This is a genomic window from Malonomonas rubra DSM 5091, from assembly GCF_900142125.1.
GTDB lineage: Bacteria > Desulfobacterota > Desulfuromonadia > Desulfuromonadales > Geopsychrobacteraceae > Malonomonas > Malonomonas rubra.
The window spans coordinates 130,788-155,091 of the sequence record NZ_FQZT01000001.1; the positions used below are offsets into that span (position 1 = coordinate 130,788).

27 protein-coding genes and 1 riboswitch are annotated in these 24,304 nt (G+C 51.7%); of the genes, 9 read left to right on the forward strand and 18 right to left on the reverse strand.

Annotated features, from left to right (window positions below; all coding sequences use genetic code 11):
- Positions 1-123 precede the first annotated feature (123 nt).
- The gene (gene pta / locus BUB13_RS00620) at positions 124-1,125 is read right to left on the reverse strand and encodes a phosphate acetyltransferase (protein ID WP_072904814.1); all 1,002 of its coding nucleotides are present in this window, start codon (positions 1,123-1,125) and stop codon (positions 124-126) included.
- Between the two features lie 199 nt (positions 1,126-1,324).
- Between pta and BUB13_RS00625 the strand changes: the two genes are divergently transcribed.
- Entirely contained in the window at positions 1,325-2,296 is a 972-nt protein-coding gene (locus BUB13_RS00625; RefSeq protein ID WP_072904815.1) for an energy transducer TonB, read from the forward strand.
- Here BUB13_RS00625 and gcvPB read toward each other — a convergent pair whose 3' ends face one another.
- The 11 genes from gcvPB to BUB13_RS00680 all read right to left on the reverse strand — a co-directional run bounded on the left by gcvPB (position 2,297) and on the right by BUB13_RS00680 (position 10,764).
- Complete coding sequence (gene gcvPB / locus BUB13_RS00630) at positions 2,297-3,754, reverse strand: aminomethyl-transferring glycine dehydrogenase subunit GcvPB (protein WP_072904816.1); 1,458 nt, start codon at positions 3,752-3,754, stop codon at positions 2,297-2,299.
- Positions 3,751-5,106 (reverse strand): aminomethyl-transferring glycine dehydrogenase subunit GcvPA, encoded by a 1,356-nt coding sequence (gene gcvPA / locus BUB13_RS00635; protein ID WP_208610112.1) that lies wholly within the window; start codon positions 5,104-5,106, stop codon positions 3,751-3,753. Before gcvPA ends, gcvPB begins: the two co-directional genes overlap by 4 nt.
- A gap of 49 nt (positions 5,107-5,155) precedes the next feature.
- On the reverse strand, positions 5,156-5,539 hold the full coding sequence (gene gcvH / locus BUB13_RS00640) for a glycine cleavage system protein GcvH (RefSeq protein WP_072904818.1): 384 nt from the start codon (positions 5,537-5,539) through the stop codon (positions 5,156-5,158).
- A 42-nt stretch (positions 5,540-5,581) separates the two neighbouring features.
- Positions 5,582-6,667 carry a glycine cleavage system aminomethyltransferase GcvT gene (gene gcvT, locus BUB13_RS00645; protein WP_072904819.1) on the reverse strand — a complete coding sequence of 362 codons (1,086 nt, stop codon included), beginning with the start codon at positions 6,665-6,667 and terminating at the stop codon, positions 5,582-5,584.
- A 43-nt stretch (positions 6,668-6,710) separates the two neighbouring features.
- A complete protein-coding gene (locus BUB13_RS00650) occupies positions 6,711-7,568 on the reverse strand; it encodes a methylenetetrahydrofolate reductase (protein ID WP_072904820.1) in 858 nt (285 codons plus the stop codon).
- Positions 7,565-8,227, reverse strand: coding sequence for a methylenetetrahydrofolate reductase C-terminal domain-containing protein (locus BUB13_RS00655; RefSeq protein WP_072904821.1), 663 nt, complete (start codon positions 8,225-8,227; stop codon positions 7,565-7,567). The genes BUB13_RS00650 and BUB13_RS00655 overlap by 4 nt, the downstream gene beginning before the upstream one ends.
- A gap of 9 nt (positions 8,228-8,236) precedes the next feature.
- Positions 8,237-9,091, reverse strand: coding sequence for a bifunctional methylenetetrahydrofolate dehydrogenase/methenyltetrahydrofolate cyclohydrolase FolD (gene folD / locus BUB13_RS00660; RefSeq protein WP_072904822.1), 855 nt, complete (start codon positions 9,089-9,091; stop codon positions 8,237-8,239).
- 217 nt (positions 9,092-9,308) lie between these two features.
- Complete coding sequence (locus BUB13_RS00665) at positions 9,309-9,551, reverse strand: FmdB family zinc ribbon protein (RefSeq protein ID WP_072904823.1); 243 nt, start codon at positions 9,549-9,551, stop codon at positions 9,309-9,311.
- A 68-nt stretch (positions 9,552-9,619) separates the two neighbouring features.
- Complete coding sequence (locus tag BUB13_RS00670; RefSeq protein ID WP_244151817.1) at positions 9,620-9,886, reverse strand: DUF167 domain-containing protein; 267 nt, start codon at positions 9,884-9,886, stop codon at positions 9,620-9,622.
- 38 nt (positions 9,887-9,924) lie between these two features.
- Positions 9,925-10,461 carry a DivIVA domain-containing protein gene (locus BUB13_RS00675; RefSeq protein ID WP_072904825.1) on the reverse strand — a complete coding sequence of 179 codons (537 nt, stop codon included), beginning with the start codon at positions 10,459-10,461 and terminating at the stop codon, positions 9,925-9,927.
- Positions 10,462-10,476: 15 nt separating this feature from the next.
- A complete protein-coding gene (locus tag BUB13_RS00680; protein ID WP_072904826.1) occupies positions 10,477-10,764 on the reverse strand; it encodes a YggT family protein in 288 nt (95 codons plus the stop codon).
- Positions 10,765-10,972: 208 nt separating this feature from the next.
- On the opposite strand from BUB13_RS00680, the gene BUB13_RS00685 reads away from it, so the two are divergent.
- Together BUB13_RS00685 and BUB13_RS00690 are read left to right on the forward strand one after the other, a co-directional pair.
- Positions 10,973-12,016, forward strand: a complete 1,044-nt coding sequence (locus BUB13_RS00685) for a 3-deoxy-7-phosphoheptulonate synthase (RefSeq protein WP_072904827.1) — start codon at positions 10,973-10,975, stop codon at positions 12,014-12,016.
- 185 nt (positions 12,017-12,201) lie between these two features.
- Positions 12,202-13,131: a diguanylate cyclase gene (locus BUB13_RS00690; RefSeq protein ID WP_072904828.1), complete on the forward strand. Its 930-nt coding sequence runs from the start codon at positions 12,202-12,204 to the stop codon at positions 13,129-13,131.
- A gap of 15 nt (positions 13,132-13,146) precedes the next feature.
- On the opposite strand, the gene BUB13_RS00695 is transcribed toward BUB13_RS00690, so the two are convergent.
- Complete coding sequence (locus BUB13_RS00695; RefSeq protein WP_072904829.1) at positions 13,147-13,455, reverse strand: DUF3467 domain-containing protein; 309 nt, start codon at positions 13,453-13,455, stop codon at positions 13,147-13,149.
- A gap of 13 nt (positions 13,456-13,468) precedes the next feature.
- Complete coding sequence (locus BUB13_RS00700; protein WP_139249264.1) at positions 13,469-13,789, reverse strand: hypothetical protein; 321 nt, start codon at positions 13,787-13,789, stop codon at positions 13,469-13,471.
- Between the two features lie 146 nt (positions 13,790-13,935).
- A riboswitch (TPP riboswitch) is annotated at positions 13,936-14,037 on the forward strand.
- A gap of 27 nt (positions 14,038-14,064) precedes the next feature.
- Here BUB13_RS00700 and thiF point away from each other — a divergent pair.
- From thiF to BUB13_RS00730, 6 genes are all read left to right on the forward strand, one after another.
- A complete protein-coding gene (gene thiF, locus BUB13_RS00705; RefSeq protein ID WP_244151818.1) occupies positions 14,065-14,898 on the forward strand; it encodes a sulfur carrier protein ThiS adenylyltransferase ThiF in 834 nt (277 codons plus the stop codon).
- 14 nt (positions 14,899-14,912) lie between these two features.
- Positions 14,913-15,110, forward strand: coding sequence for a sulfur carrier protein ThiS (gene thiS, locus BUB13_RS00710; RefSeq protein WP_072904831.1), 198 nt, complete (start codon positions 14,913-14,915; stop codon positions 15,108-15,110).
- 33 nt (positions 15,111-15,143) lie between these two features.
- A complete protein-coding gene (locus BUB13_RS00715; protein WP_072904832.1) occupies positions 15,144-15,914 on the forward strand; it encodes a thiazole synthase in 771 nt (256 codons plus the stop codon).
- A gap of 4 nt (positions 15,915-15,918) precedes the next feature.
- Positions 15,919-17,043: a 2-iminoacetate synthase ThiH gene (gene thiH / locus BUB13_RS00720; RefSeq protein WP_072904833.1), complete on the forward strand. Its 1,125-nt coding sequence runs from the start codon at positions 15,919-15,921 to the stop codon at positions 17,041-17,043.
- Complete coding sequence (thiE, locus tag BUB13_RS00725; RefSeq protein WP_072904834.1) at positions 17,043-17,669, forward strand: thiamine phosphate synthase; 627 nt, start codon at positions 17,043-17,045, stop codon at positions 17,667-17,669. The genes thiH and thiE overlap by 1 nt, the downstream gene beginning before the upstream one ends.
- Before the next feature lie 75 nt (positions 17,670-17,744).
- Positions 17,745-19,514: an SLC13 family permease gene (locus BUB13_RS00730; RefSeq protein WP_072904835.1), complete on the forward strand. Its 1,770-nt coding sequence runs from the start codon at positions 17,745-17,747 to the stop codon at positions 19,512-19,514.
- Positions 19,515-19,574: 60 nt separating this feature from the next.
- On the opposite strand, the gene BUB13_RS00735 is transcribed toward BUB13_RS00730, so the two are convergent.
- The 4 genes from BUB13_RS00735 to clpP form a co-directional block, all read right to left on the reverse strand.
- Positions 19,575-19,862 carry an HU family DNA-binding protein gene (locus tag BUB13_RS00735; protein ID WP_279625953.1) on the reverse strand — a complete coding sequence of 96 codons (288 nt, stop codon included), beginning with the start codon at positions 19,860-19,862 and terminating at the stop codon, positions 19,575-19,577.
- 137 nt (positions 19,863-19,999) lie between these two features.
- A complete protein-coding gene (gene lon, locus BUB13_RS00740) occupies positions 20,000-22,354 on the reverse strand; it encodes an endopeptidase La (protein WP_072904837.1) in 2,355 nt (784 codons plus the stop codon).
- A gap of 88 nt (positions 22,355-22,442) precedes the next feature.
- Positions 22,443-23,690 (reverse strand): ATP-dependent Clp protease ATP-binding subunit ClpX, encoded by a 1,248-nt coding sequence (gene clpX, locus BUB13_RS00745; protein WP_072904838.1) that lies wholly within the window; start codon positions 23,688-23,690, stop codon positions 22,443-22,445.
- Between the two features lie 24 nt (positions 23,691-23,714).
- The gene (gene clpP / locus BUB13_RS00750; protein ID WP_072904839.1) at positions 23,715-24,302 is read right to left on the reverse strand and encodes an ATP-dependent Clp endopeptidase proteolytic subunit ClpP; all 588 of its coding nucleotides are present in this window, start codon (positions 24,300-24,302) and stop codon (positions 23,715-23,717) included.
- Between the last annotated feature and the right edge of the window lie 2 nt (positions 24,303-24,304).

The window sequence follows — 24,304 nt, forward strand, 5'->3', positions numbered from 1 at the left end:
TGTTTTTAACGTAAAAAAGGCACTGATTTCCTACAATTAACCTCACAAAACGAAAACGGGGAGCGGCTCTTTATGGGCCACTCCCCGTTCTTTAGCAATTAACTTTGAAAAAGCGTTGTTAAATCAGCCCTGTGCCTGCACTGCAGTAATCGCAGACACGCTAACGATGTCGTCAACAGAGCATCCGCGGGAAAGATCGTTAACCGGTTTTGCCAGGCCCTGGACGATCGGACCAACAGCTTCCGCACCAGCCAGACGCTCAACCAGCTTGTAACCGATATTACCGGCATCAAGGTCGGGGAAGACGATGGTATTGGCTTTTCCGGCAACAGTGGATCCGGGAGCTTTTTTCTCGCCAACTTTCGGCAGCAACGCTGCGTCGGCCTGCAGCTCACCGTCAATGGCCAGATCGGGAGCCAGCCCCTTGGCGATTTCCAGAGCCTTCAGCACCTTGTCACAATCTTCGTGCTGCGCACTGCCCTTGGTAGAAAAGCTGAGCATGGCAACCTTGGCCTCAACACCTAGAAAGCTTTTGCAGCTGGCTGCGGTACTGACGGCAATCTCGGCCAATGCCTGTGCATCTGGGTTAGGGTTAACTGCGCAGTCAGCAAAACAGAGGACGCCGTTCTCACCGAATTCAGGTGTTTTGGTCACCATCAGGAAAACCGAAGAAACAGTTTTCATTCCGGGTGCCGTTCCGATCACCTGGAAAGCGGCACGCAAGACGTCACCCGTAGTATTGTAAGCACCGGCAACGGCACCACCGGCATCCCCCTTGTGCACCATCATGGCGCCAAAGTAGAGGTTGTCATCACCAGTCAACAGTTCGATCGCCTGCTCTTTGCTCAACCCCTTCTTTTTGCGCAGCTCGACCAGTTCATCAGCATAGCCATCAAGCAGATCGGAGTTTTTCGGGTCGATCAGGGTCACGTCAGCAAGCGAAACGCCCATTTCACCAGCCTTGGCATTAAGGGCGTCAGCATCACCGAGAAGAACGACTTTCGCCAGGCCGTCAGCAACAATTTTCGCAGATGCCTCGACCATGCGGTCATCGTAGCCTTCTGGCAAAACTACGGTCTGCAGATTTTCACGAGCCTTCGCTTTGATTTGATCGACAAGATGCATAACATTTCTCCTTCGCTTTATGTTTGATTTCCGACAGATAAAACAGCATTACAATATCAAAACAACGGTATTCTGGTACCCCGCTGAAGAATAGACTCGTTTATACCCAATGGCTTGAGCGAGGGTCAATCGCTTTTTCATTTTTCGTTACATGATGCCACTGGCAAGGAGTCGTAACAGCCGCTATAATCGCCAGCCTATGCACGCAGACAACACCTTCACATCGCACAGAAGAAAAGACCGCCCAGCACTGCTGGTGATCTGCCTGCTGTTTTCGATTCTCCTTCACCTGGCAGTGGTGCTTTTGCTACCTTACGACAAGCTCACCTCGGAAGAACTCCTCACTGAAAAGCAACAGCCGACAATTGTTCGCTTAGTTGACAAGCCTAAAATTGAACAACCCAAAAGCTTTGAATACGAGCTGGATCAAAAACCTCTCAAACCAACACCGGAAACACCAGAGCAGAGCAGCAGACTGGCGGAGCAGAACCAGCGTGTTGAGAAGGAAACTGCACCGGAAGGTGACGACACCCGAGATCAAAAGGCACGTATACCATCAGCAAGCACACAACCAACAGGCAGACAACAACAGCCTGTTCAGAAACAGGTGACCTCAGAATCTGCCCAAAAGAGCATTACTGAAAAGGCAGTAAAACCGAGTACAACGAGTGAGAAAACGGATAAACAACAGCAGGTGGAGACAGAAGAGAGACTGCCGACACTCGATCAACTGACGTCACTGCCTGCAAATACTGTCGGCAGAATTGTCCAGCGCGAGATTGCGGCACGAGAAAGAATCAAAGAACGGGCAGATATCGAGACCGGTGATACAGTCTGGCTCAATCTGACCCAGGGCAGACTGATCTCATTTTTCAGGAGATTCCGGGATCAGATAGAAGGGGTCTGGAACTATCCGCGTGAAGCGCTCGAAAAAGAGCAGCAGGGAACCCTGCAGCTGAAAATTACTGTTGATAGAGATGGAAAGCTGATTGATGTCGACCTGCTCCAGACAAGTGGTTCAGAAATACTCGACTTCGAAGCGATCCAGGCAGTATACCGAGCAGCCCCGTTCGGGCCGCTCGGCAGAAACTATCCTTATCCGGACCTGAAAATCATGGCCCATTTCAGTTACCGCATCAGCGGTAAGTACATCTACGGCAGAAACCGTTAACTACTCTCTCACCCAGCGCAGCTTCGGTTTGCGCGCGGCCGTCGCCTCATCCAGCCGCTTCACCTTGGCCCGCACCGGTGCCTGTTTCAGCAGCTCCGGCTGTTTTTTTGCTTCATCAGCAATGGCCAGCAGTGCATCACAGAATTCATCCAGATTCTGCTTACTCTCAGTTTCGGTCGGCTCGATCATCAGCGCCCCGCGCACAACCAGCGGAAAATAGATCGTCGGCGGATGAAAACCGTAGTCGATCAACCGCTTGGCGACATCAAGGGTATGGCAATCATTCTCCAGCGCGGCCTCTGAAAAGACCACCTCGTGCAATGAACGCTGCTTATGCGGCAGATCGTACTCCCCTTCCAACCGGGCACGGATATAGTTAGCATTAAGTACGGCCATTTCGGTTGCACGTTTCAGTCCTTCCCCACCCATCGAAAGGATATAGCTGTAAGCGCGAACCAGTATTCCGAAATGCCCGGCAAAGCCCTTGACCCGACCAATCGACTGCTTCAGGTCGTACTCAAGTTTGTACCGATCGCCTTCTTTCACCACAATCGGTGTCGGCATGAAAGGAAGCAGCTTTTCAACCACACCGACCGGGCCAGCACCGGGGCCGCCACCACCGTGCGGCGTGGAGAAGGTTTTATGCAGGTTGAAGTGCATCACGTCGATACCGATATCACCTGGGCGGCTGATGCCCATCAAGGCATTGAGGTTGGCGCCGTCGGCATACACCAAGCCACCCCGCTCGTGAATCAGATCGCAGATTTCTCGAATGTCGGACTCGAACAAACCAAGGGTGTTCGGATTGGTCACCATCAACGCGGCGACTTCATCACTCATCACCGCTTCGATCGCAGTTTTGCTGAGCACACCATCGGTTGCAACCGGAATGACCTCAAACCCGCAGAGGGAGGCAGTCGCTGGATTGGTGCCGTGAGCGGTATCGGGAATGATAACCTTGTTCCGCTTGTTTCCCTGCGCTTCGTGCCAGGCCCGAATCATCAGCATGCCGGCAAATTCGCCCTGGGCGCCAGCTGCCGGCTGCAGCGTGATGGCATCAAAACCCGAAACTTCAGCCAGATCCCGCTGCAGCATGTACATCAGCTGCAACGCGCCCTGGCTCAAATGTTCCGGTGCCTGCGGGTGCAACTCAGCAAACCCGGGCAAACGCGCAGCCTGCTCGTTAACCTTGGGATTGTACTTCATGGTACAACTGCCGAGCGGATAAAACCCGCTGTCGACACCGTAATTCCAGGTCGACAGCCGGGTATAATGCCGGACCACGTCGACTTCAGAGAGTTCTGGAAAATCAGCAATTTCATCGCGCAGCAGCTTGCTGTCTGGCGTCACTTCCGGCACATCGCACTGCGGCAGGCTGTAGCCAACCCGACCTTCACTAGTTGACTCGAACAACAACTTTTCATCGAGAACCAGCCCTCGGCTGTCTGTACGGCTCATGCTTCACCTCCTGCCAGGGCTGAAACCAGTCGATCGATCTGCTCGCGACTGTTTTGTTCGGTGACACAAATCAGCAATCCGTTGCCCAGTTCGGGGTAATCTTTTATCAGAGAAATACCCGGCAGAATGCCTTCTTTTTCCAAACGCTGCTGCAGATCAGCCACCGATTCTTTACAGGTGACGACAAACTCGTTGAAAGTTTCACCATCAAAGGCCAACTCGAAACCATCAAGTGCGGCAATCTGCTGCTTGGCATAGGCAGCTTTCGCATAATTAAGTTCAGCCAGTTTTCGCAGTCCCTGCTTACCATGCAAAGCGAGGAAAATACCGACCATCAGGGTACACATCCCCTGGTTGGAACAAATATTCGATGTCGCTTTTTCGCGCCGGATATGCTGCTCGCGGGTTGCAAGGGTCAGCACAAAACCCCGCTTGCCATCCAGATCAACAGTTTCACCAACCAGACGTCCGGGCAACGCACGCATATCTTTTTGCTTCACCGCAAAGAAACCGATACCGGGGCCACCGAAGGAGAGTGGAATACCGAAGCTCTGCCCCTCCCCTACGACCACATCTGCCCCGAGCTCCCCCGGAGCCTTGAACATCCCGAGGGCCATCGGCTCAGCGACAGCTGAGATCAACTTAGCACCTGCAGCATGCGCAGCAGCTGCCAATGCCTGCAGATCCTCAATCTGGCCGAAATAGTTCGGATAACCGACAGCCACTGCTGCCACTTGATCATCGAGCAACGCTGCCAGCTCTGCCTGATCGGTCACACCATCTTGTTGTGGAACTTCGATCAGCTCAACTTCGAGATAGCGGCAGTAAGTCGCGATGGTTTCTCGATATTGTGGCGGCAATGCCTCAGAAAGCAGGACTTTGTTCCGTTTGCGGCCGACGCGCAGTGCCAGCAAAACCGCCTCAGCACAGGCAGAAGCACCATCGTACATCGAAGCGTTAGCGACATCCATGCCAGTCAGTTGGCAGATCATCGTCTGGAACTCGAAGATCGCCTGCAAAGTGCCCTGGCTGATTTCAGGCTGGTACGGCGTATAAGCGGTATAAAATTCGCTGCGACTGACGAGGTGATCAACCACTGCCGGAACAAAATGGTTATACGCACCACCACCGAGGAAACAATCCCATTCCGAAACCTTGGCATTCTGCTCTGCCAACGCACGCAGAATCGTCATCGATTCCGATTCGGAAAGCGCAGGAGGCAGATCGAGGGGAGCTTGCAAACGACAGGGCTCGGGGATGCCGGAAAACAGCTCATCAATCTCTGTGACACCGATGGTTTCCAACATCTGCCGAATGTCTGTTTCGGTATGGGGCAGATAACGCATAGATATCCTCTTCAGCAAAAAACTGACAGGTTGTCGAAATGAATCGAGCAGGAAATTAATCCTGCTCGATGAACTCCTGGTAAGCGGCGGCGTCCATCAGATCGTCGAGTTCGCCACTATCATTCAGCTTGACTTTCACCATCCAGCCATCTTCATAAGGAGAGCTGTTGAGCATCTCCGGCTCGTCGGGAAGATCGTCATTAACCTCGACAACCTCACCGCTCAGCGGAGAGTAAACATCGGAAACGGCCTTGACCGACTCAACAACACCAAGCGGCTTGCCTGCTTCCAGCTGATCACCAACTTCAGGTAGCTCAACAAAAACAACGTCACCCAACTGATCCTGAGCAAAATCGGTAATGCCGATTGTAACGACATCGTCCTCAACCATGACCCACTCATGCTCTTCGGTGTACTTTAGTTCTTCCGGAAATTCCATGGCATCCTCCTGATTTTGTTGTAAGTAGGTTTTTATCTCAATTTATACAAATGGTGGCTTGACCCGCACGGCAGCAACCTGACGTTTGCGGATACCGACCCGTAATTCCTGCTTTCCATCAGCGATCTCCGCCTCGATCAGTGCAAGCGCGATTCCCTGCTTGAGGCAAGGAGACATGGTGCCGCTGGTGACATAGCCGACCTCTCTCCCATCACAGAGTACCGGGTAATTCTCCCGCGGAACTCCTGACTCGGTTAATTTCAGACCAATCAGCTTACGCTTGAGACCTGTCTCCTTCGCCTCGATCAAAGCCTGCGAGCCGACAAACTCACCCTTTTTCAACTTGGTGATCCAGGCCAGCCGTGCTTCCAAAGGGAGAATATCAGCAGTTATTTCATGACCGTAGAGAGCATAGGCTTTTTCCAGCCGCAAGGTATCGCGTGCGCCAAGGCCAGTCGGGGTCAACCCATGTGATTCACCAACGCGCATCAACTCCTGCCATAACTTGATAGCATCCTTTGTCGGACAATAAAGCTCGAAACCATCTTCGCCGGTATAACCGGTACGAGAAATAATTGTCTCGATTTCGGCAACCTGCCCTTCTTTAAACCAGTAGAATTTTATTGTCGATAAATCAGTATCGGTCAGTTCAGCCAGAATTGCGTCCGCTTTTGGTCCCTGCAGAGCCAATTGAGCAAACTCGCTACTGCGGTTTATCAGCTTAAGGTCGGAAAACTCAGACTCGGCCAGCAGCTTTTCCAGCCACTCGAAATCCTTATCGGTATTGGCGGCGTTGACGCAGAGCAGATAATTATCTGCAGCAAAACGGTAGAGAGTCAGATCATCAACGACTCCACCGGTCGAATAGCAGAGCGCTGTATATTGAACCTGGTTATCGGCAAGAGCGGAGACATCATTGATCGTGGCGTATTGAAGAAAATCGAAAGCCTGCGGGCCGCTGACTTCAATCTCGCCCATGTGAGAGACATCAAACAGACCGGCGGCTTCACGCACTGCCATATGTTCAGCGATAACACCGGAATACTGAACCGGCATATCCCAACCGCCGAACTCGACCATGCGGGCACCAGCATCTCGATGGACCTGATTCAGTACGGTTTTTTTCATCGGCGGGCTCCCTTGAATATTGAATGGAAACTGATTGAATAGCTTACCCCGCAAGGATCTGCGGAATCAAATCTTCATGACCGAAAGTCATCAGGTGAACTCCCTGGCAAAACTCCCGCGCCAAGGCCACCATTTCGCGGGCGATAGCAACCCCTTCCTGCAGAGAATCGGGGGCATCTTCTAGGCGTTGTAGCAAATCTTGCGGCACCTGTACACCCGGAATATTACGGTTGAGAAAATCGGCCATGCGAACGTTTTTCAGCAACAGCACACCCAGTATAACAGGAACCTGATAAAGTCTGGCTTCAGCCATAAAAGATTCGAGTTTCGTGCGTTCGAAAACCGCCTGGGTCTGAAAAAAACGCGCACCGCAGGCGACCTTCTTTTTGAATTTTTTCAGCGTAAGAAGTTGCGGTTCTGCTGCTGGAGCGACAGCAGCACCGGAGAAAAACTGCGGTGGCTGACTCAATTTTTTTCCCGCCATATCGACGCCGTGCTCCAGCCCGGAAACAGCCTGAAGCAGTTGCACAGAATCAAGGTCAAATACTGGACATGAAGCTTTATGATCACCAAACTTTGGATGATCGCCAGTCAGCAGCAGCAGGTTTTCAATTCCCAACGCCGATGCACCGAGCAGGTCGGATTGCAGCGCCATACGATTGCGGTCGCGGCAGGTAATCTGCAAAATCGGCTGATAACCATGCTGGACCAGTTGCCCCGCCAGAGCCAGCGGCGACATACGCATACAGGCCCCCTGATTGTCAGTGATATTGATAGCATCCATATCGCGCAGGAGTTCGGCCTTGGCCAGTGCCGGCCCGACATCGACCCCTTTCGGCGGAGCGATTTCGGCCGTTACGACAAACTGCTGCTGAGACAACTTTTCAGCGAGCCGACTCATTTATCACCCCGGCCACGATCAATTTTGTGCTTACCCGGTTTGTATTTCCGACTCCAGTCTTTCGGCTGCACAGTACGATCGAACACACCTTGCCGCTGCTGTTTTTCCAACCGCTCATGAATTTTCAACCAGGTGCATTCTTTCTGCTCATCAACTTCGCAATGTCCGTCTTCCAACCCACCGCAGGGGCCATTGAGCAAACCTTTGGCGCAGTTGGTCACCGGGCAGATACCGGCAGTTTCATTGAGGATGCAATCACCACAGAGAGAGCAACGCTCTTCATACTCACCGAAGCGGCGAATATTTCCGAGAAAGAGAGAATTGACGCCGGCCAGCACACGCTTGTCGACGCAATCGGAGATCGACTGAACACCTGCGCCGCAAGAGAGAACAAGCAGCGCATCGGCTTCTTCGACTTGATGTTTGCAGCGGCGCAGCTCGCGCGCCGCTCGCATGATGTGGCAGGCTTCGTCCAGGATGACGCTGCCAACCACTTCATGACCACGTTCTTCCAGCCACTCCTGGGCGGCGAAGACCTCGTCCTCGCCGCCCACTTTGCAGACAGTGGCACAGGCACCGCAGCCGACCAGGAACAAGGCGTGGTAATCCTTGACCAGTTCGGCCCACTCTTCGCGGGATTTCTGCGTGCCGATAATCATAAGTCGTACCTATTCGCCAGCGGCGCGACGTTTGGCACTGACAACGGTGTTGTAGAGCAACATGGTGATGGTCATCGGACCGACACCGCCCGGAACCGGGGTGATGGCGGATGCGCGCTCGAAAGCTGCATCGTACTCAACATCGCCGACCAGCTTCTTTTCACCGACACGGTTCACACCAACATCGATTACTACGGCGCCTTCCTTGATCCACGCGCCTTTGACCATTTCCGGCACACCTACAGCGGCGATAACAACATCGGCGGCGGCAACCTTGGCGGGCAGATCCTGAGTCCGGGAGTGACAGATGGTCACTGTGGCATGTTCAGCCAGGCACATCAGCGCAACCGGCTTGCCGACGATGTTAGAGCGACCAACGACAACAACTTCCTTACCCTTCAAATCAACGCCGGTGCGCTCCAGCATCTTCATCACGCCGTAAGGAGTACAGGGCTGGAACAACGGGTTTCCTGTCGCCAGACGACCAACGTTGTACGGGTGGAAGCCATCGACATCTTTCTTCGGTGAGATCAGGTCGAGAACCTTCGCTTCATCTATATGATCCGGCAGCGGCAGCTGCACCAGGATACCGTCGATCTTCTCATCGGCATTGAGCTTTTCGATCAGCGCCAGCAGATCGGCTTCGCTCGTTTCTGCCGGAAGTTTATGCTCATCAGAGAAAATTCCTGCAGCCGCGCAGGCTTTCTCTTTCATCGACACATAAACCCGGCTGGCCGGATCTTCACCAACCAGAACAACAGCCAGCCCGGGGGTCACCCCTTGAGCCACCAGTTCAGCAGTGTCTGCTTTGATTTCTTCACGCATATCGGCTGCGATTGCTTTGCCATCGATAACTGTCGCCACGTTTTTCCTCCCAAGAGATGAAATTGATTATGAAAGCCGCTCGAACGGGATAAAGTGAGCAGATTTAACCTCGTTGAATGCCAAACTATACGTAAGCATTTCATGAATGTAAAGCGGCTGTACCGGCCGATCAACGTATACTTTTCTATGGGTAAAACAGCAGAAGCCCCTCCGGTAATCCAGAGGGGCTTCTGTGAATGAAACTGAATGATGATGATCAGCCGTTGGCGGCCTTCGGGCAACCCGCGCAGGCATCGCTTTTTTCAGCGCTACAGGAGGAAGGTTGCGAGTAGCCCTGCTGGTACCAGCCGCCTCCCTTAAGTGCAAAACCAGTTTGCGAAATCATTTTTTTCACCGAACCGCCACACTCACGACATTCACTGACCGGCTTGTCGGAAAACTTCTGGCGAACCTCAAACTGCAATCCACAAGATTCACATTCATATTCGTACAAAGGCATGGCAAAATTCCTCCGCGTTTTTAGTCTGTTGAAACGAAGGCAGATAATAATGATTGTCGCAGCTGCTGTCAAGACGGGGAAAGGTTCTGATTGAGGACGACTTCTGCCTGCGGCATCTCGACACCTTTCAGCAAAATCCGTTTTTGCCGCGATTTATCCCCGGCAACCAGGACAACAGAACTTTTAGAGATACCAAAAAGTTTAGCCAGGTAGGCACAGCAGGCCTTGTTGGCAGCCCCCTCGACCGGTGGCGATGTCAGCTTGATTTTCAGCACATCACCCTGGAGTCCAACCAGCTGATTCCGGCTGGAACGCGGCTGAACCTGCAACGACAAAAGGGTCCCTTCGTTACTCTGTTTAAGGCAGGAATAATTCAAGGCAGATCAATAGCGTCATTGTTCAGCCTGTCAAGCAAAGGCTGATCATGATCAAGCAGGCTGGCCTGTTTTTCTTCCTCTTCCAACTGCATGATATCCAGATCGAGTAGTTTCAGATGGCCTTCGACGAGTGAACGAAGGCCGGTCTCAAAGGAGATTTTCTGCCGTTTCAGCTCTTGTATTTCACTGAGCAACTGCACACGCCGCTCGGCCGCATCCCGCACGACATGTTCCCCTTCAAGGTGCGCTTCAGCAATCATAACCTCCGCTTCTTTGCGGGCATTCTCTTTCAGCTCTTCCGTCACCTGCTGCGCAGTCATAAGCGTTTCCTGCAGCGCCTTTTCCCGGTCGCGCATCTGTTCAAGCGATGTTCGGGTACGAGCCAGCGACTCTTTCAGCTCGTTGTTCTGCTTGTGCAACCGTTCAATTTCGTCGGCCAGCATCTCCAGGAAATGATCGACGGCAGCTGTATCGTAGCCAAAAAGCCGGCTCTTGAACTGATGCTGTTGAATTTCTATCGGAGTAATCCGCATCTGCTTATCCAGTCGCTATCCGTGCGCCAGACGCATCAGAAAAGTAATAATGAATTGCTGGGCCACGGAAAGCAACAACAGCAGTACGATCGGTGAAAAGTCGAATGTTCCCGCGCGCAGAAAAGGAATCAGGCTACGCAGCTTGTAAAGAACCGGATCGGTTGCGCTATGGAGAAAACGAACAATCGGGTTGTATGGATCAGGGCTGACCCAAGAGATCAAGGCTCGGGCAATGACGATAAAAATATAAATATTAAACGCCAAATCGAGAATTCTGGCAAAAGCAACAATCAACATATCCATAAAAGAAAACTCCTTCTCATTTCCTACTTAATAAACTGTAATTTTTATGACCTTATACAAAAAGAGTTTGAAGCTGTCAAACACTTACGAAATTCTTATAACCTCTTAGTTCTTTTAGCTTTATTTTCATTTCAAATCTAGCTAGATTGTTCGCACTTGAATATATATTTTTCCGATTACGACATCATTCTATAAAAAAGAGGATAACATGGTTCAAACAAACAATATCAATGTTCGGGAAGTCACCCCGATTATCGCTCCGGAAGATTTAAAACAGGTCTTCCCTCTCGACCTTAAAGATGCGGCCTTTGTCAACGATAGCCGCAACGCGATCAAAGACATCCTGCATGGTGACGACAAGCGGATGATTGTGGTCGTCGGCCCTTGCTCTATTCACGACCCGAAAGCAGCCATTGAATACGCTGAAAAGCTGGCCGCACTGTCGCAGAAAGTGCAGGACAAATTGCTGGTGGTCATGCGCGTTTATTTTGAAAAGCCACGCACTACTGTCGGCTGGAAAGGCCTGATCAACGATCCCGACATGGATGGCTCGCACAAAATCTCCAAGGGACTCGGCATCGCCCGACAACTCTTCAGTCAGATTACCCAGCTACATCTGCCGATTGCCAGCGAAATGCTTGAGCCGATCATTCCGCATTACCTGTCAGACATGATCAGCTGGGGTGCGATCGGCGCTCGTACGACCGAATCGCAAACCCACCGTGAAATGGCCAGCGGCCTCTCTTTCCCGGTCGGTTTCAAAAACGGTACCGACGGCGGACTGAAAATCGCGACTGATGCCATGGCGGCAGCACGCTGCTCGCACAGCTTTCTCGGTATCAACTATGCCGGACGCAGTTCCGTCGTTGAAACCACCGGCAATCCAGATATTCACATTGTTCTGCGTGGAGGAAACGACGGTCCCAACTATTCACCGGATGATATCGCCGCGACTACTGAGCTGCTGAAGAAAAATAACCTGCCACCATCGATCATGGTCGACTGCAGCCACGCCAACTCTTACAAAAACCACGAGCGCCAAGGCGAAGTCCTTGATAGTATCGTCGAGCAAATTGCGACTGGAACGACGTCAATTAACGGTGTAATGATTGAAAGTAATCTCAAGGCAGGCAACCAGAGTATTCCTGATGATCTCAGTCAATTAAAATATGGCGTCTCAGTTACAGATAAATGTGTCGACTGGGAAACAACAGAAGACATGCTGCTGCGAACATTCAACCGCTTAGCTTAAATACACTAAAGGCAGGGGCTCTCGCTCCTGCCTTTTATTTTCCAATACTCACTCCTGTTCAACCTTCTTGTTAATATTCTAGACTGAAAAAGTCAGCAAAGCCCTGTCAGCGTAAATACGAAAAACCTTTACTTTCACTCCGACAAACATTAGAATCGCCTAAAATCAAATCCAGAGAGTATTCAATGACCCGAACACTTCTGATCATCGACGATTCAAAAGCGATTCGTACCCAGGTAGAACAGACCTTTTCTGATGGCAAACTGTTTACCAAGATCCTGACGGCTGCCGACGGGATAGAGGCATTCAAGCTGCTGGTCAGCAACAAGATAGATATCGTTCTTTGTGACATCGAAATGCCAGGCATTGATGGATTGAAGTTTCTCGCCATGATGCAGTCACGCGAAGATCTGAAGGAAATTCCGATCATCATGTTAACCAGCCATGGCGATCTGAACACCAAAGTTCGCGGCCTGGAATCTGGAGCATGTGACTACATCACCAAGCCTTTTGAACCAGCAGAGATGGTCGCCCGCGTACACGTGCAAATGCAGATTAAAACCCTGCAGGATGAATTGCGCCGCAGCAATCAACTATTAATGGAACTGGCACAAACTGACCCGCTGACCCGCCTCTACAATCGCCGCTACCTTTACGAAAAGCTGGAAGTCGAACTGAATCGCTGCTTCCGCAACAAAAATGCGATTTCGCTGATCATGACCGACATCGATCACTTCAAACAGGTCAACGACCGCTTCGGTCATCAGGTTGGAGATGAGGTCCTGACAAAAATTGCCGACCTGCTGCAACATGAACTACGCACCTACGACCTGGCTGCACGTTATGGTGGGGAAGAATTCTGCCTGGTGTTGCCGGAGACCGAGCTTGACGAAGCCTGCGAGGTCGCTGAGCGGATCCGGCAGCGTGCCGAACAGATGAAATTTCGTGATGCGATGGAAAACCACACGATCACGATGAGCTTTGGGGTGGCAGCCTACGATGGCACAAACAGCAAAGGCACCATCGATGAATTGATACGTGTCGCCGATGATGCCCTCTATGAAGCAAAAAACTCAGGCCGCAATCAGGTTAAAGACAAAGAAATCTCAGACTGATTTTCAAAGCAACCCCTAATGCATCGGGCTATCAACATCCGCTTTCAATGATGTCTTCTCTTCCAGCTCTATCTCTCCGAACCGCTGTTCATACGCTTGAATATTCCGCTGCAGAGTTCGCAGCAGACGCTTAGCATGGCGCGGCGACGTAATCACCCGTGACTGGACTTTGGCTTTCGGAGCCTGTGGCTGTACATAAATATAATCGAAAACAAACTCGCTGTCGTTGTGATTGATTACCACCATATTGGTGTAACGTCCCGAGGCGATATCGTCATCGATCTGAATTTCCAGTTTCAATTCCTGCTCTTTCGCTTTGTCCATAACAACTCTCCGTTTACAGATCGTTCAGCAGCCGATAAATCATCTGCTCAAGTTCCCAGATTTTTGCGCCAGCCTTATCATGCCCATCTTTTTCCAGCATGACTCGGGCGCGGTCGAGACACTCATGGCTCTTCAACAGGACCGGTGACAACTTCGCTTCAATCTGAAACTGGGGGATTTCTCCGACCGATTCTGTCAATTCCTGCATCTCTTCGACTGCAATATCGACTTGACGCAGCGCGTTAACAGTCGATTCCGGGAGTTCTTCGTACAAACGATCCGATTCTTTATCCAGCTGATCCAGCAACTGCCGGTAGCGTTCCGAGATTGACATCTGAAAACCTTTCATCTGCTTTGTTAGCGGCAAAACGAGTGCGACATCCTAAGCGAAGAGGTAAAAAAGATCAACGCCCGAAAGGGATAAAGCGGGGTAAAAAAGTTGACTTTTTCGAGTCCGGACTGTTACTTTCAAAAAACTGAATATAGCCCTAGGGGAGTCGTCGTTACTGAGAGCTCGAATTCGAGCGACCCTTGGAACCTGATCCGGCTAATACCGGCGTAGGGAAGTGGCTGAATACACCGGTAGCAACAACCGGCAGCCACCTTTTGGTGGCTTTTTTTTGTCGTAATGAAATGATGCGGATTTACCTGAACGAACAACCAATCGAGGTTCCTGCGGATATCAGCCTGTTCGACCTGCGTCAACAGCGGCGACCGGATGCGGACCTGCTCATCATCAACGGGCATCCGGCAAAACAAGATCAACCTTTGCAGGAGGATGATCGGGTTGTTCTTATTCAGCGTGGCCAGCAACCACGCCCTGACGAATTGGACGCCTTGCTGCGGGCAAGACACACACCGGGTGTTCACGACAAGATAAAGCAAAGCTGCGTCGGTATTGCTGGCGTCGGCGGCCTTGGCTCGGCCATTGCCGTTGCGCTCACGCGGATCGGCATCGGCAAACTGGTGATTGTCGATTACGACTTGGTCGAGCCATCGAACCTGAATCGCCAGCAATATTTTATTGATCAGATCGGTCTGCCGAAAGTTACTGCTCTACAGGAAAACCTGCAGCGAATCAATCCAGGGGTAGAGATCGAAGCGCATCAGGTCAAAGTCACACCGGACAACATCTGTGAACTTTTTGGCCAGGTTGATGTTCTGGCAGAGGCATTCGATGCTGCGGAAGAGAAGGCGATGCTGACAGGCAACTTCCTTAGCAAAATTGCTGACAAACCACTGGTTGCCGGCTCAGGCATGGCGGGATATGAGCCATCAAACAGCATCCAGACGGAACGGCTCAGCGACCGGCTAATTCTCTGCGGTGATGGCACAACAGCTGCAGAACCGGGTCGTGGATTGATGGCTCCAAGAGTCGGCATTGCAGCGCATCACCAAGCCAACGCAATTTTACGCCTGTTGCTCGGTGAGAAGCCGGAATAAAAGGACGAAATTTGATGCAACTGAAAATCAACGGTCAGAACCGCGAATTTGATCATCAGCTTAGTATCAGCGGGTTGCTGCAACAGCTGCAACTTGCACCGGAGCGCGTTGTCATTGAACTGAACACGAAAATCCTTACTGCTGAAGCCCACGAAACCCTGCTGAACGATGGCGACACGCTGGAAATCATTCAGTTTGTCGGTGGCGGCTGAAACAGACTAAACCAGAAAAACAGGATAAACATCATGGATAAACTTGTTATCGCCGGTCGTGAATTCAACTCCCGCCTGATGGTCGGAACCGGTAAATTTGCTTCCAACCAGGCCATGGTCGATGCGATGGAGAATTCCGGCAGTGAGATCGTCACCGTTGCCCTGCGCCGTGTCGATATCGACAGCCCGGAAGATTCGTTGTTGTCACACATCGATCCTAATCGCTACCTGCTACTGCCGAACACCAGCGGTGCCCGCGATGCTGAAGAAGCAATCCGCCTGGCCCGCCTGGCGCGTGCTGCAGGCTGTGAACCCTGGGTTAAACTGGAAGTCACCCCGGACCCTTACTACCTGCTGCCTGATCCAGTCGAAACCCTGAAGGCGGCTGAAGTCCTGGTCAAGGAAGGTTTTATCGTTCTTCCATACATGCCAGCCGATCCGGTTCTGGCACGTCATCTGGAAGAAGCCGGCACTGCGACTGTCATGCCGCTGGGGGCACCGATCGGCACCAACCGCGGCATCCGCACTCGCGACCTGATCTCTATCATCATCGAACAATCCGGTGTTCCGGTCGTTGTCGATGCCGGGCTCGGGGCGCCATCCCACGCCGCTGAAGCAATGGAGATGGGTGCCGACGCCGTTCTCGTCAACACCGCTCTCGCCGACACTCCCGATCCGGCAGCCATGGGTCGCGCGTTCAAAAAAGGAGTAGAAGCAGGTCGTGAAGCCTACTTGGCTGGGCTTGGACCACAGCGCGACAAGGCTGAAGCGTCCAGCCCACTTACCGGCTTTTTGAGAGATTAATAAGATGAGTTTTGAACAGCAATTGCAGCAGTACCCGCAGCAGGAAATTCATGAACTGGTGCGAAACGCAACACCGCAGCGGATCGAGCAGGCGTTACATCGTCCCCGCTTAAGCATGGAAGATTTTGCTGCCCTGCTCTCACCACAACTGACCGACGATCAGTTGGAGGCAATGGCAAACCGCGCTCACAAAATCACCAAACAGCGCTTTGGTCGCACCATTCTGCTTTATGCCCCCCTTTACTTGTCGAACGAGTGCCACAACGGCTGCAAATACTGCGGCTTCAGCGCCGACAATCATCTGCCACGCAAAACGTTGTCCCTCGACGAGGTTGAGCGCGAAGCCAAGCTGCTGCGTGATCAGGGGTTCCGCCACATGCTGCTGCTAACCGGCGAAGCACCGGAAGCCGCCGGTATCGATTACCTGGAAACAGCGATCAAAACGATGAAGCATCACTGTGGTTCAGTTTCGATTGAAGTCTTCCCAATGGACACCAACGGCTACAAGCGAATGGTCGACGCCGGAGTCGATGGCCTGACGCTTTACCAGGAAACTTACGACCCTGATCTTTACCGCCAGCTCCACCCCTACGGTCCGAAGAGCGATTACAGCTATCGTTTGGCAGCCCCGGAGCGTGCCGGCGAAGCTGGAATGAGACGCATCGGCGTTGGCGCCCTGCTCGGCCTCGGCGATTGCCTGACCGACGTTTTCTACACTGGTTTACACGCGCTCTATCTGGCACGCAAATTCTGGCGAACACAGGTCACAATCTCATTTCCGCGCATGCGCCCGGCCGAAGGCGGCTACCAACCGAACAGTATCGTCAGTGATCGCCAGCTTACCCAATTTATCTGTGCTCTGCGCCTGCTGATTCCGGACGCTGGTCTGATTCTGTCGACCCGGGAAAGCTCTGAACTGCGGGACAACCTGCTGCCCCTTGGCATCACCCAGATGAGCGCCGGTTCCTGCACCGCCCCCGGGGGCTACGGCGATGACGATCACGAAAGCGAGCAGTTTGCCATCAGCGATGAACGCTCGCCGGCCGAAATGGAAGCATTGCTACGCGCCCGTGGCTATGACCCGGTCTGGAAGGACTGGGACAGCGCCTTTTTGAACGAAGCCAGCTGATGCCCGACCTGCCATCGATCTACCTGATCACTGATCGCAAACAGATTCCACAGGACAAGCATTTTCTCAGGGTCCTGGAAGAGTTGTTAGCAGCTGGTGTCGGCATGTTGCAGTTGCGGGAAAAAGACCTTTCTGCTGCTGAGCTTTTGCCACTAGCATTGCAGGTACGTCGGCTGACAAACAAATATTCCTGCAGAATGCTGATCAACGACCGCATTGATGTTGCTTTAGCCGTCGATGCTGACGGGGTTCACCTTGGTGGGCACTCACTCCCCCCCACCATCGCCCGAATGCTTATCGGACCCGATAAGTTGATTGGCGCTTCCACCCACAACATTGATGAGGTTTTCGCTGCAACTGATCAGGGTGCAGACTTCGTCACTTTTGGCCCAGTTTTCCACACGCCTTCCAAAGCGGCTTACGGAGAACCCGTTGGCCTTGAAAAACTGCAACAAGCCTGTCATCAAAAAACAATCCCGATTTACGGGCTGGGTGGCATAAAACCAGAGAATACGCCAGACGTAAAGCAGGCAGGTGCCGATGGAATCGCCATGATCTCTGGTCTGCTTTGCGCTGACTCACCGTCCAGCAGTTATCACCAGTTCCTGAAAAACTTCGACTTCTGACTTCGATTACTTGTCATTTCAAAGAGTTAAATTAGAATAGAGGCATCGGTAACCATTTATTTTACTCGGTGCCACATGCAAATTGCTCTCGTTCTAAGCATTCTCTGTCTGGCAATCCTGTTATTCGCAACCGGCTGGATCCGTATGGATCTGGTCAGCATCCTGATTCTGCTGACCCTGCCCCTTTTCGATATTATCCCGGCAGAACAAGCCTTTCTTGCATTCAGCAACCCCGCGGTCATTACTGTCGCTGCAATGTTCATAATGAGCGCCGCTATTGCCAACACGGGCGTTACCGGACATCTCGGCCGTTGGCTATTCAGCTTTGCAGAAAAAAGCGAAACCAAACTGGTCCTGGCGATTATGAGTTTGACCGCTATCGTTTCTGCCTTCATCAACAATATTGGTGCTGCCGCCGTACTTTTACCGATGGTGACCGGAATAGCGAAGAAGGCCGAGATTGCCGCTTCGCGCCTGCTGATGCCGTTGGCTTTCGGTTCACTGATTGGTGGATTCTGCACCTTGATTGGAACCCCGCCGAATATCCTGATTAATGAGTTGATGCTCGAATATGCCGGGCATGAGTTCAGCATGTTCGACTTCACCCCTCTCGGTCTGATGGTTATCATTATCAGCATCGGCTACATGATGCTTTTCGGGCGCCACCTGCTACCGGACAATCCGCCAGCCTCAGTACCGCACCTGAACCAGGTGAAAGCCTATATTTCTGAAATCCGGCTAAAAAAGGAATCACCATTTGTTGGTAAAACTCTGCAGGCAACTGGGCTGAATAGTGACTTTCAGCTGAAAATCCGTTCGCTACTACGGGAGCAGCTGAAAATAACCTCACCACGCCGCTCCATTGTCCTTCGCGCCGATGACATACTTTTCCTCGAGGGCAAACCGGAGCAGATTCTGAAATTGAAAGAGATCAAAGGGATTGAGGTTGTTCCCGGCGGAGCACAAATCAGTGATGCACAGGAAAAAGAGAAACTTCGGGTAGCAGAAGTAGCGCTAACCCCAACCAACGAACTGGTTGGAAAAACCTTGCGTGAGGTCCACTTCAAAGACAACCATGGCCTGAACGTACTGGCAATCTGGCGTAAAGGGGAACCAGTGGTGAAGCATGTGGATCAAGTTATCTTGAAGTTCGGAGACATGCTTCTGATCGAAGGACCAGAAAACCAGATTCTTCATCTCGCGGACAAACATGATTTTCTACTGCTCGGCGGCATTAAGCCTGAGCCATACCTGCCAAGCAAAGCTCCCTTGGCTATACTGATCATGCTTGCCGTTATTCTCGCGGTCACGGCAGGCCTGCTGCCAATCATGCACGCCGCAACACTGGGCGCAGCGGCAATGATTTTGACCGGGTGTATCAAGTTGAGTGATGCCTACGAAAGTATCAACTGGCCTGTCATTATGTTAATTGCCGGCACCCTGCCTCTCGGCATGGCGATGGAGGTCAGCGGTGCTTCAGCCTATCTGGCCAACCAGCTAACAGCACTGGCAGGCCCTTATGGTCCCTGGTTGACCTTGGCCGTCCTGTTCCTGATCACCATGCTGCTCACCTGCATCATGAGCAATGCAGCCACAGCTGTTTTGCTGGCACCAATCGCTTTTGACCTGTCTCTTCATTTCGGCGTCAACCCACAACCTTTTTTCATGACTGTTGCCCTGGCCGCTTCAACCTGCTTCATGACACCTGTCAGTCACCAGTCGAACGCGCTGGTCATTGGCCCTGGCGGCTATGTCTTTGCTGACTACCTGCGCGTTGGGACGCCATTGAACATCCTTATATGGTTTGCAGCCAGCTTTACAATCCCGCTGATTTTTCCATTTTAAACAAAAAAGAGGTAAACACCGGAAGTGCTTACCTCTTTTTATTCTTATGAAGTTTGCCGTTTAGTTGACAGCGTCCTTCAGAGCCTTGCCAGCCTTGAACTTAGGAACGTTCGCGGCAGCAATCTCAATCTTGGCGCCAGTTTGCGGGTTCTGGCCGGTGCGGGCAGCACGCTGACCAACACTGAAAGTACCGAATCCAACCAGAGCGACTTTCTCACCAGCTTTCAGAGCATCAGTTACAGCTTCAGTGAAAGCTTTCAGAGCGCCCTCAGCATCAGTTTTGCTCAAGCCTGCTTTTTCTGCCATTGCATTGACCAGATCAGCTTTTGTCACAGCACACCTCCGTATAATAGTTTTAGAAATAATTTTAACCTCGTGAAAACTCGATATGATATATCAGGTTTGCGAAAAAACTGTCAAGCTATTTTTCCCCGCTTTTGCAGGTTTTATGCGATTTTCCGGCGAATCAGCAAGCTCATTAATTCTCATTTTTCGACCTTCATTCCAGTGATTGCTTCAGCCAAAACCTGATCCATATGAGAGACTTTTACCACTTCAACAGACCGTGTCAATTGCGCAGGTAGCTCCACCAGATATTTCTCATTGTCAGCAGGAATTAAAATTTTCTTTATCCCACCACGACGCGCAGCCAGCAGCTTTTCCTTCAGACCACCGATCATCAAAACCCGGCCACGCAGGGTGACTTCACCAGTCATTGCCAAGTCTTTACGCACCGGGCGACCGGTCAATGCTGATGCCAGTGCTGTCGCCATCGTAATGCCGGCGGATGGGCCATCTTTGGGGACTGCCCCTTCCGGAACGTGAATATGAATATCGAGCTTAGAGTAAAACTCTTCCTTTAAATCAAGTTCTTTCCAACGGGAGCGGACATAGCTCATCGCAGCCTGAGCAGATTCCTGCATCACTTCACCCAGCTTACCCGTAATGGTCAGTTTTCCATTACCAGGAAGCACAGTAACTTCTATGACCAGCAGTTCACCACCTGTCTCCGTCCAGGCCAGGCCTGTCGCCATACCGACCTGATCTTCTTCTTCTCTGACACCATATTGGTACTGCGGAACACCAAGATATTTCTTGATTTGACTTTCTCCAATCGAGAAACTCTTTTCCTTTCCTTCGAGCAACGCACGCTTGGCAAGTTTCCGCATAACCGACGCGATATTACGATCGAGACTGCGGACACCAGATTCACGGGTGTAGCGCCGGATAATCTCGTACAGGGCACGATCGGAAAATTTAGCCTGTTCTTCTGCCAGTCCGTGGGCAGTACTCTGCTTTTTCAGCAGGTAGCGACGTGCAATGTGCAGCTTTTCTTCTTCTGAATAGCCTTCGACCCGAATCACCTCAAGTCGATCATGCAGTGGACGTGGAATCGTCTGCAGGTTGTTGGCAGTCGCGACAAACAGAACCTGCGACAGGTCGTAATCGACATCGAGAAAATGATCGACGAAGCTGTTGTTCTGTTCCGGGTCAAGAACTTCCAGCAGAGCCGAAGAAGGATCGCCGCGAAAATCGGTGCTCATCTTGTCGATTTCATCGAGCATAAAGACCGGATTTTTTACCCCGGATTTTTTCAGCCCCTGAATGATCTTGCCAGGCATGGCACCAATGTATGTTCGGCGATGGCCGCGAATCTCTGCCTCATCACGTACACCACCAAGGGACATTCGAATAAATTTACGGTTCAGCGCTTTGGCAATCGATTGTCCGAGCGAGGTTTTGCCGACTCCCGGAGGGCCAACCAGACAGAGGATTGGGCCTTTGATCTGCTTGACCAACGCCTGCACCGCCAAATATTCAAGCACCCGCTCCTTGACCTTTTCCAAGCCATAGTGATCAGCTTCAAGAATCTCTTCAGCTTTGACGAGGTCGTGGCAATCCTTGGTGCCTTTTTTCCACGGCAGTGAAAGTAGCCACTCGATATAGTTGCGAACGACCGTGGCTTCTGCCGACATCGGCGACATCATCTTCAGCTTGCGCAACTCTGCCCGAGCTTTGTCCGTTGCCTCCTTGGACATTTTTTTCTTTTTAATCTGCTCTTCAAAATGCAGGATTTCCTGCTTGAACTCGTCTTTCTCGCCAAGTTCCTTCTGGATAGCCCGCATCTGCTCGTTCAGATAATATTCTTTCTGGCTGCGCTCCATCTGGCTTTTGACGCGACTGCGGATGCGCCCCTCGATCTGCAGGATTTCGATTTCCTGTTCCAACAGCGCAAGAATCTGTTCCAGCCGCAGCATCGGATCGAGCAGTTCAAGAATATCCTGTTTGTCAGCAAGCGGGACTTGCAGATGGCCAACAACGGTATCAGCCAGACGAGTGGCCTGATCAATACCGGCGACACTATTGCTAACTTCGGGTGAAAGCTTTTTACTCAAGGAGACGTAGGACTCGAACGTCGTCTTTATAGCACGCATCAACGCTGCGACTTCCGCAGTCTCTTCAAGAGCTTCTTCCTGCGGGGACACCTCAGCCTGGAGCATTTCTTCGGTCGAATAGAAGTCGAGGATACCAGCGCGCCAGCAGCCTTCGACCAGCACCTTGACAGTTCCATCCGGCAGTTTAAGCAGTTGCGTCACTTTGCCGATGGTTCCAACCGAATAGAGATCACTCTCTGCAGGATTATCAACTTTCGGGTCTTTTTGACTGACCAGAAAAATATACTTATCGCTGTCGGTGGCTTTCTCGAGTGCTCCGATCGACTGCGGTCGCCCGACGAACAGCGGTGCGACCATGTAGGGAAAGACAACAATATCGCGTAACGGCAAAACCGGCAGAATAACAGGGCCGGTCGGCATATTTTCATCGACAAACTGTGACATCGATTTACCCCGGAAATGAAAAAGGAGCGCGGCGCCAAACGACGATTCCACGCTCCTTACTGGTGAAATATATCAATTATGCTGAGACTCAGGCGCTCTCAGCAACATCGTAAAGAATAATCGGTTTACTGCCCTTGGTAATGACTTCCTCGTTGAGCACGACTTCCTTAACCCGATCCTGTGACGGAATGTCGTACATGACATCAAGCATCGCGTTTTCGAGGATCGAACGCAGGCCACGAGCGCCGGTCTTGCGCTCAAGCGCTTCCTTGGCGATAGCAACCAGAGCGCCATCGGTGAACTTCAGGTTAACACGTTCCATCTCGAACAGCCGCTGGTATTGCTTGATGAGGGCGTTTTTCGGCTCGCGCAGAATCTGAATGAGGGCTTCTTCGTCCAACTCACTCAGCGTGGCGACGACCGGCAGACGACCAACAAACTCAGGGATCAGTCCATATTTAAGCAAATCGCCCGGCTGCACTTGAATCAGCAGATCACCAAGGCTCTCTTCTTTGATCGATCGAACCTCAGCGCCGAAGCCCATCACCTTGGACCCGCTACGCTTGCTGATCACCTTCTCCAAGCCGGAGAACGCACCGCCACAGATAAACAGGATATTGGTGGTATCGACCTTGAGGAATTCCTGCTGCGGATGCTTGCGCCCACCTTTCGGCGGTACACTGGCGGTCGTCCCTTCGATAATCTTCAACAGCGCCTGCTGAACACCCTCACCCGATACGTCACGGGTAATCGACGGTGACTCAGACTTACGGGCGATTTTATCAACTTCATCGATATAGATGATACCGCGCTGGGCTTTTTCCAGATCGTAGTCAGCAGCTTGGAGCAGGCTGAGGATGATGTTCTCGACATCCTCACCAACATAACCGGCCTCAGTCAGGTTGGTCGCATCAGCGATAGCGAATGGAACATCCAGCACCTTGGCCAATGTCTGCGCCAGCAAGGTTTTACCGCTACCGGTCGGGCCGAGCAGCAGGATGTTACTTTTCTGGATTTCGATATCGTCGTTTTTTTCAGAAAACTCAACCCGTTTGTAGTGGTTGTAGACGGCAACGGAGAGAACCTTTTTTGCCCGGTCCTGACCAACCACATACTCATCGAGAATATCGCGAATTTCTGCCGGCTTTGGTAGTTTACGATCCTGATCGGTCGAAGCATCGTCCAGACGAGCTTCTTCATCAATGATATCGTTACACAGCTCGATACATTCGTCACAGATATAAACGGTGGGGCCAGCAATCAGCTTTTTGACTTCGTCTTGCGACTTTCCGCAGAAAGAACAGGTCAAGTGCCCATTTTCATCTTTTGAGCTCACGTATTAACTCCTCTACACTGTCCGTTAGTCTTCTTTCCTGTCAACAATGGAGTCGATAATACCATAATTGCATGCGCTTTCGCTATCCATGAAAAAATCACGTTCCGTGTCGGCAGCAATTTTCTCAATATCCTGACCACAGTGCTTTGCCAGAAGCCCGTTCAAGGACTCACGCATGCGCAGGATTTCCTGGGCGTGGATGTTGATATCAGTTGCCTGTCCTTGAAAACCACCAAGAGGCTGATGGATCATGATGCGGGCATGGGGCAGCGCGTAACGCTTACCGGCCTCACCTGCGGCCAGCAACACGGCCCCCATGCTTGCGGCCTGACCAACACAAATAGTCGACACCGGCGCTTTCAGATACTGCATGGTATCGTAAATCGCCATCCCGGCAGTGACGACACCGCCGGGAGAGTTGATATACAGATGAATGTCGCGATCCGGATCTTCAGACTCCAGGAACAGAAGTTGGGCAATGATCAGGTTCGCCATATGATCTTCGATGGCGCCCCCGAGAAAAATAATCCGATCTTTCAGCAGACGCGAATAAATATCATATGCGCGTTCACCACGGCCGGAGTCCTCTACCACCATCGGGACCAAACTCATAA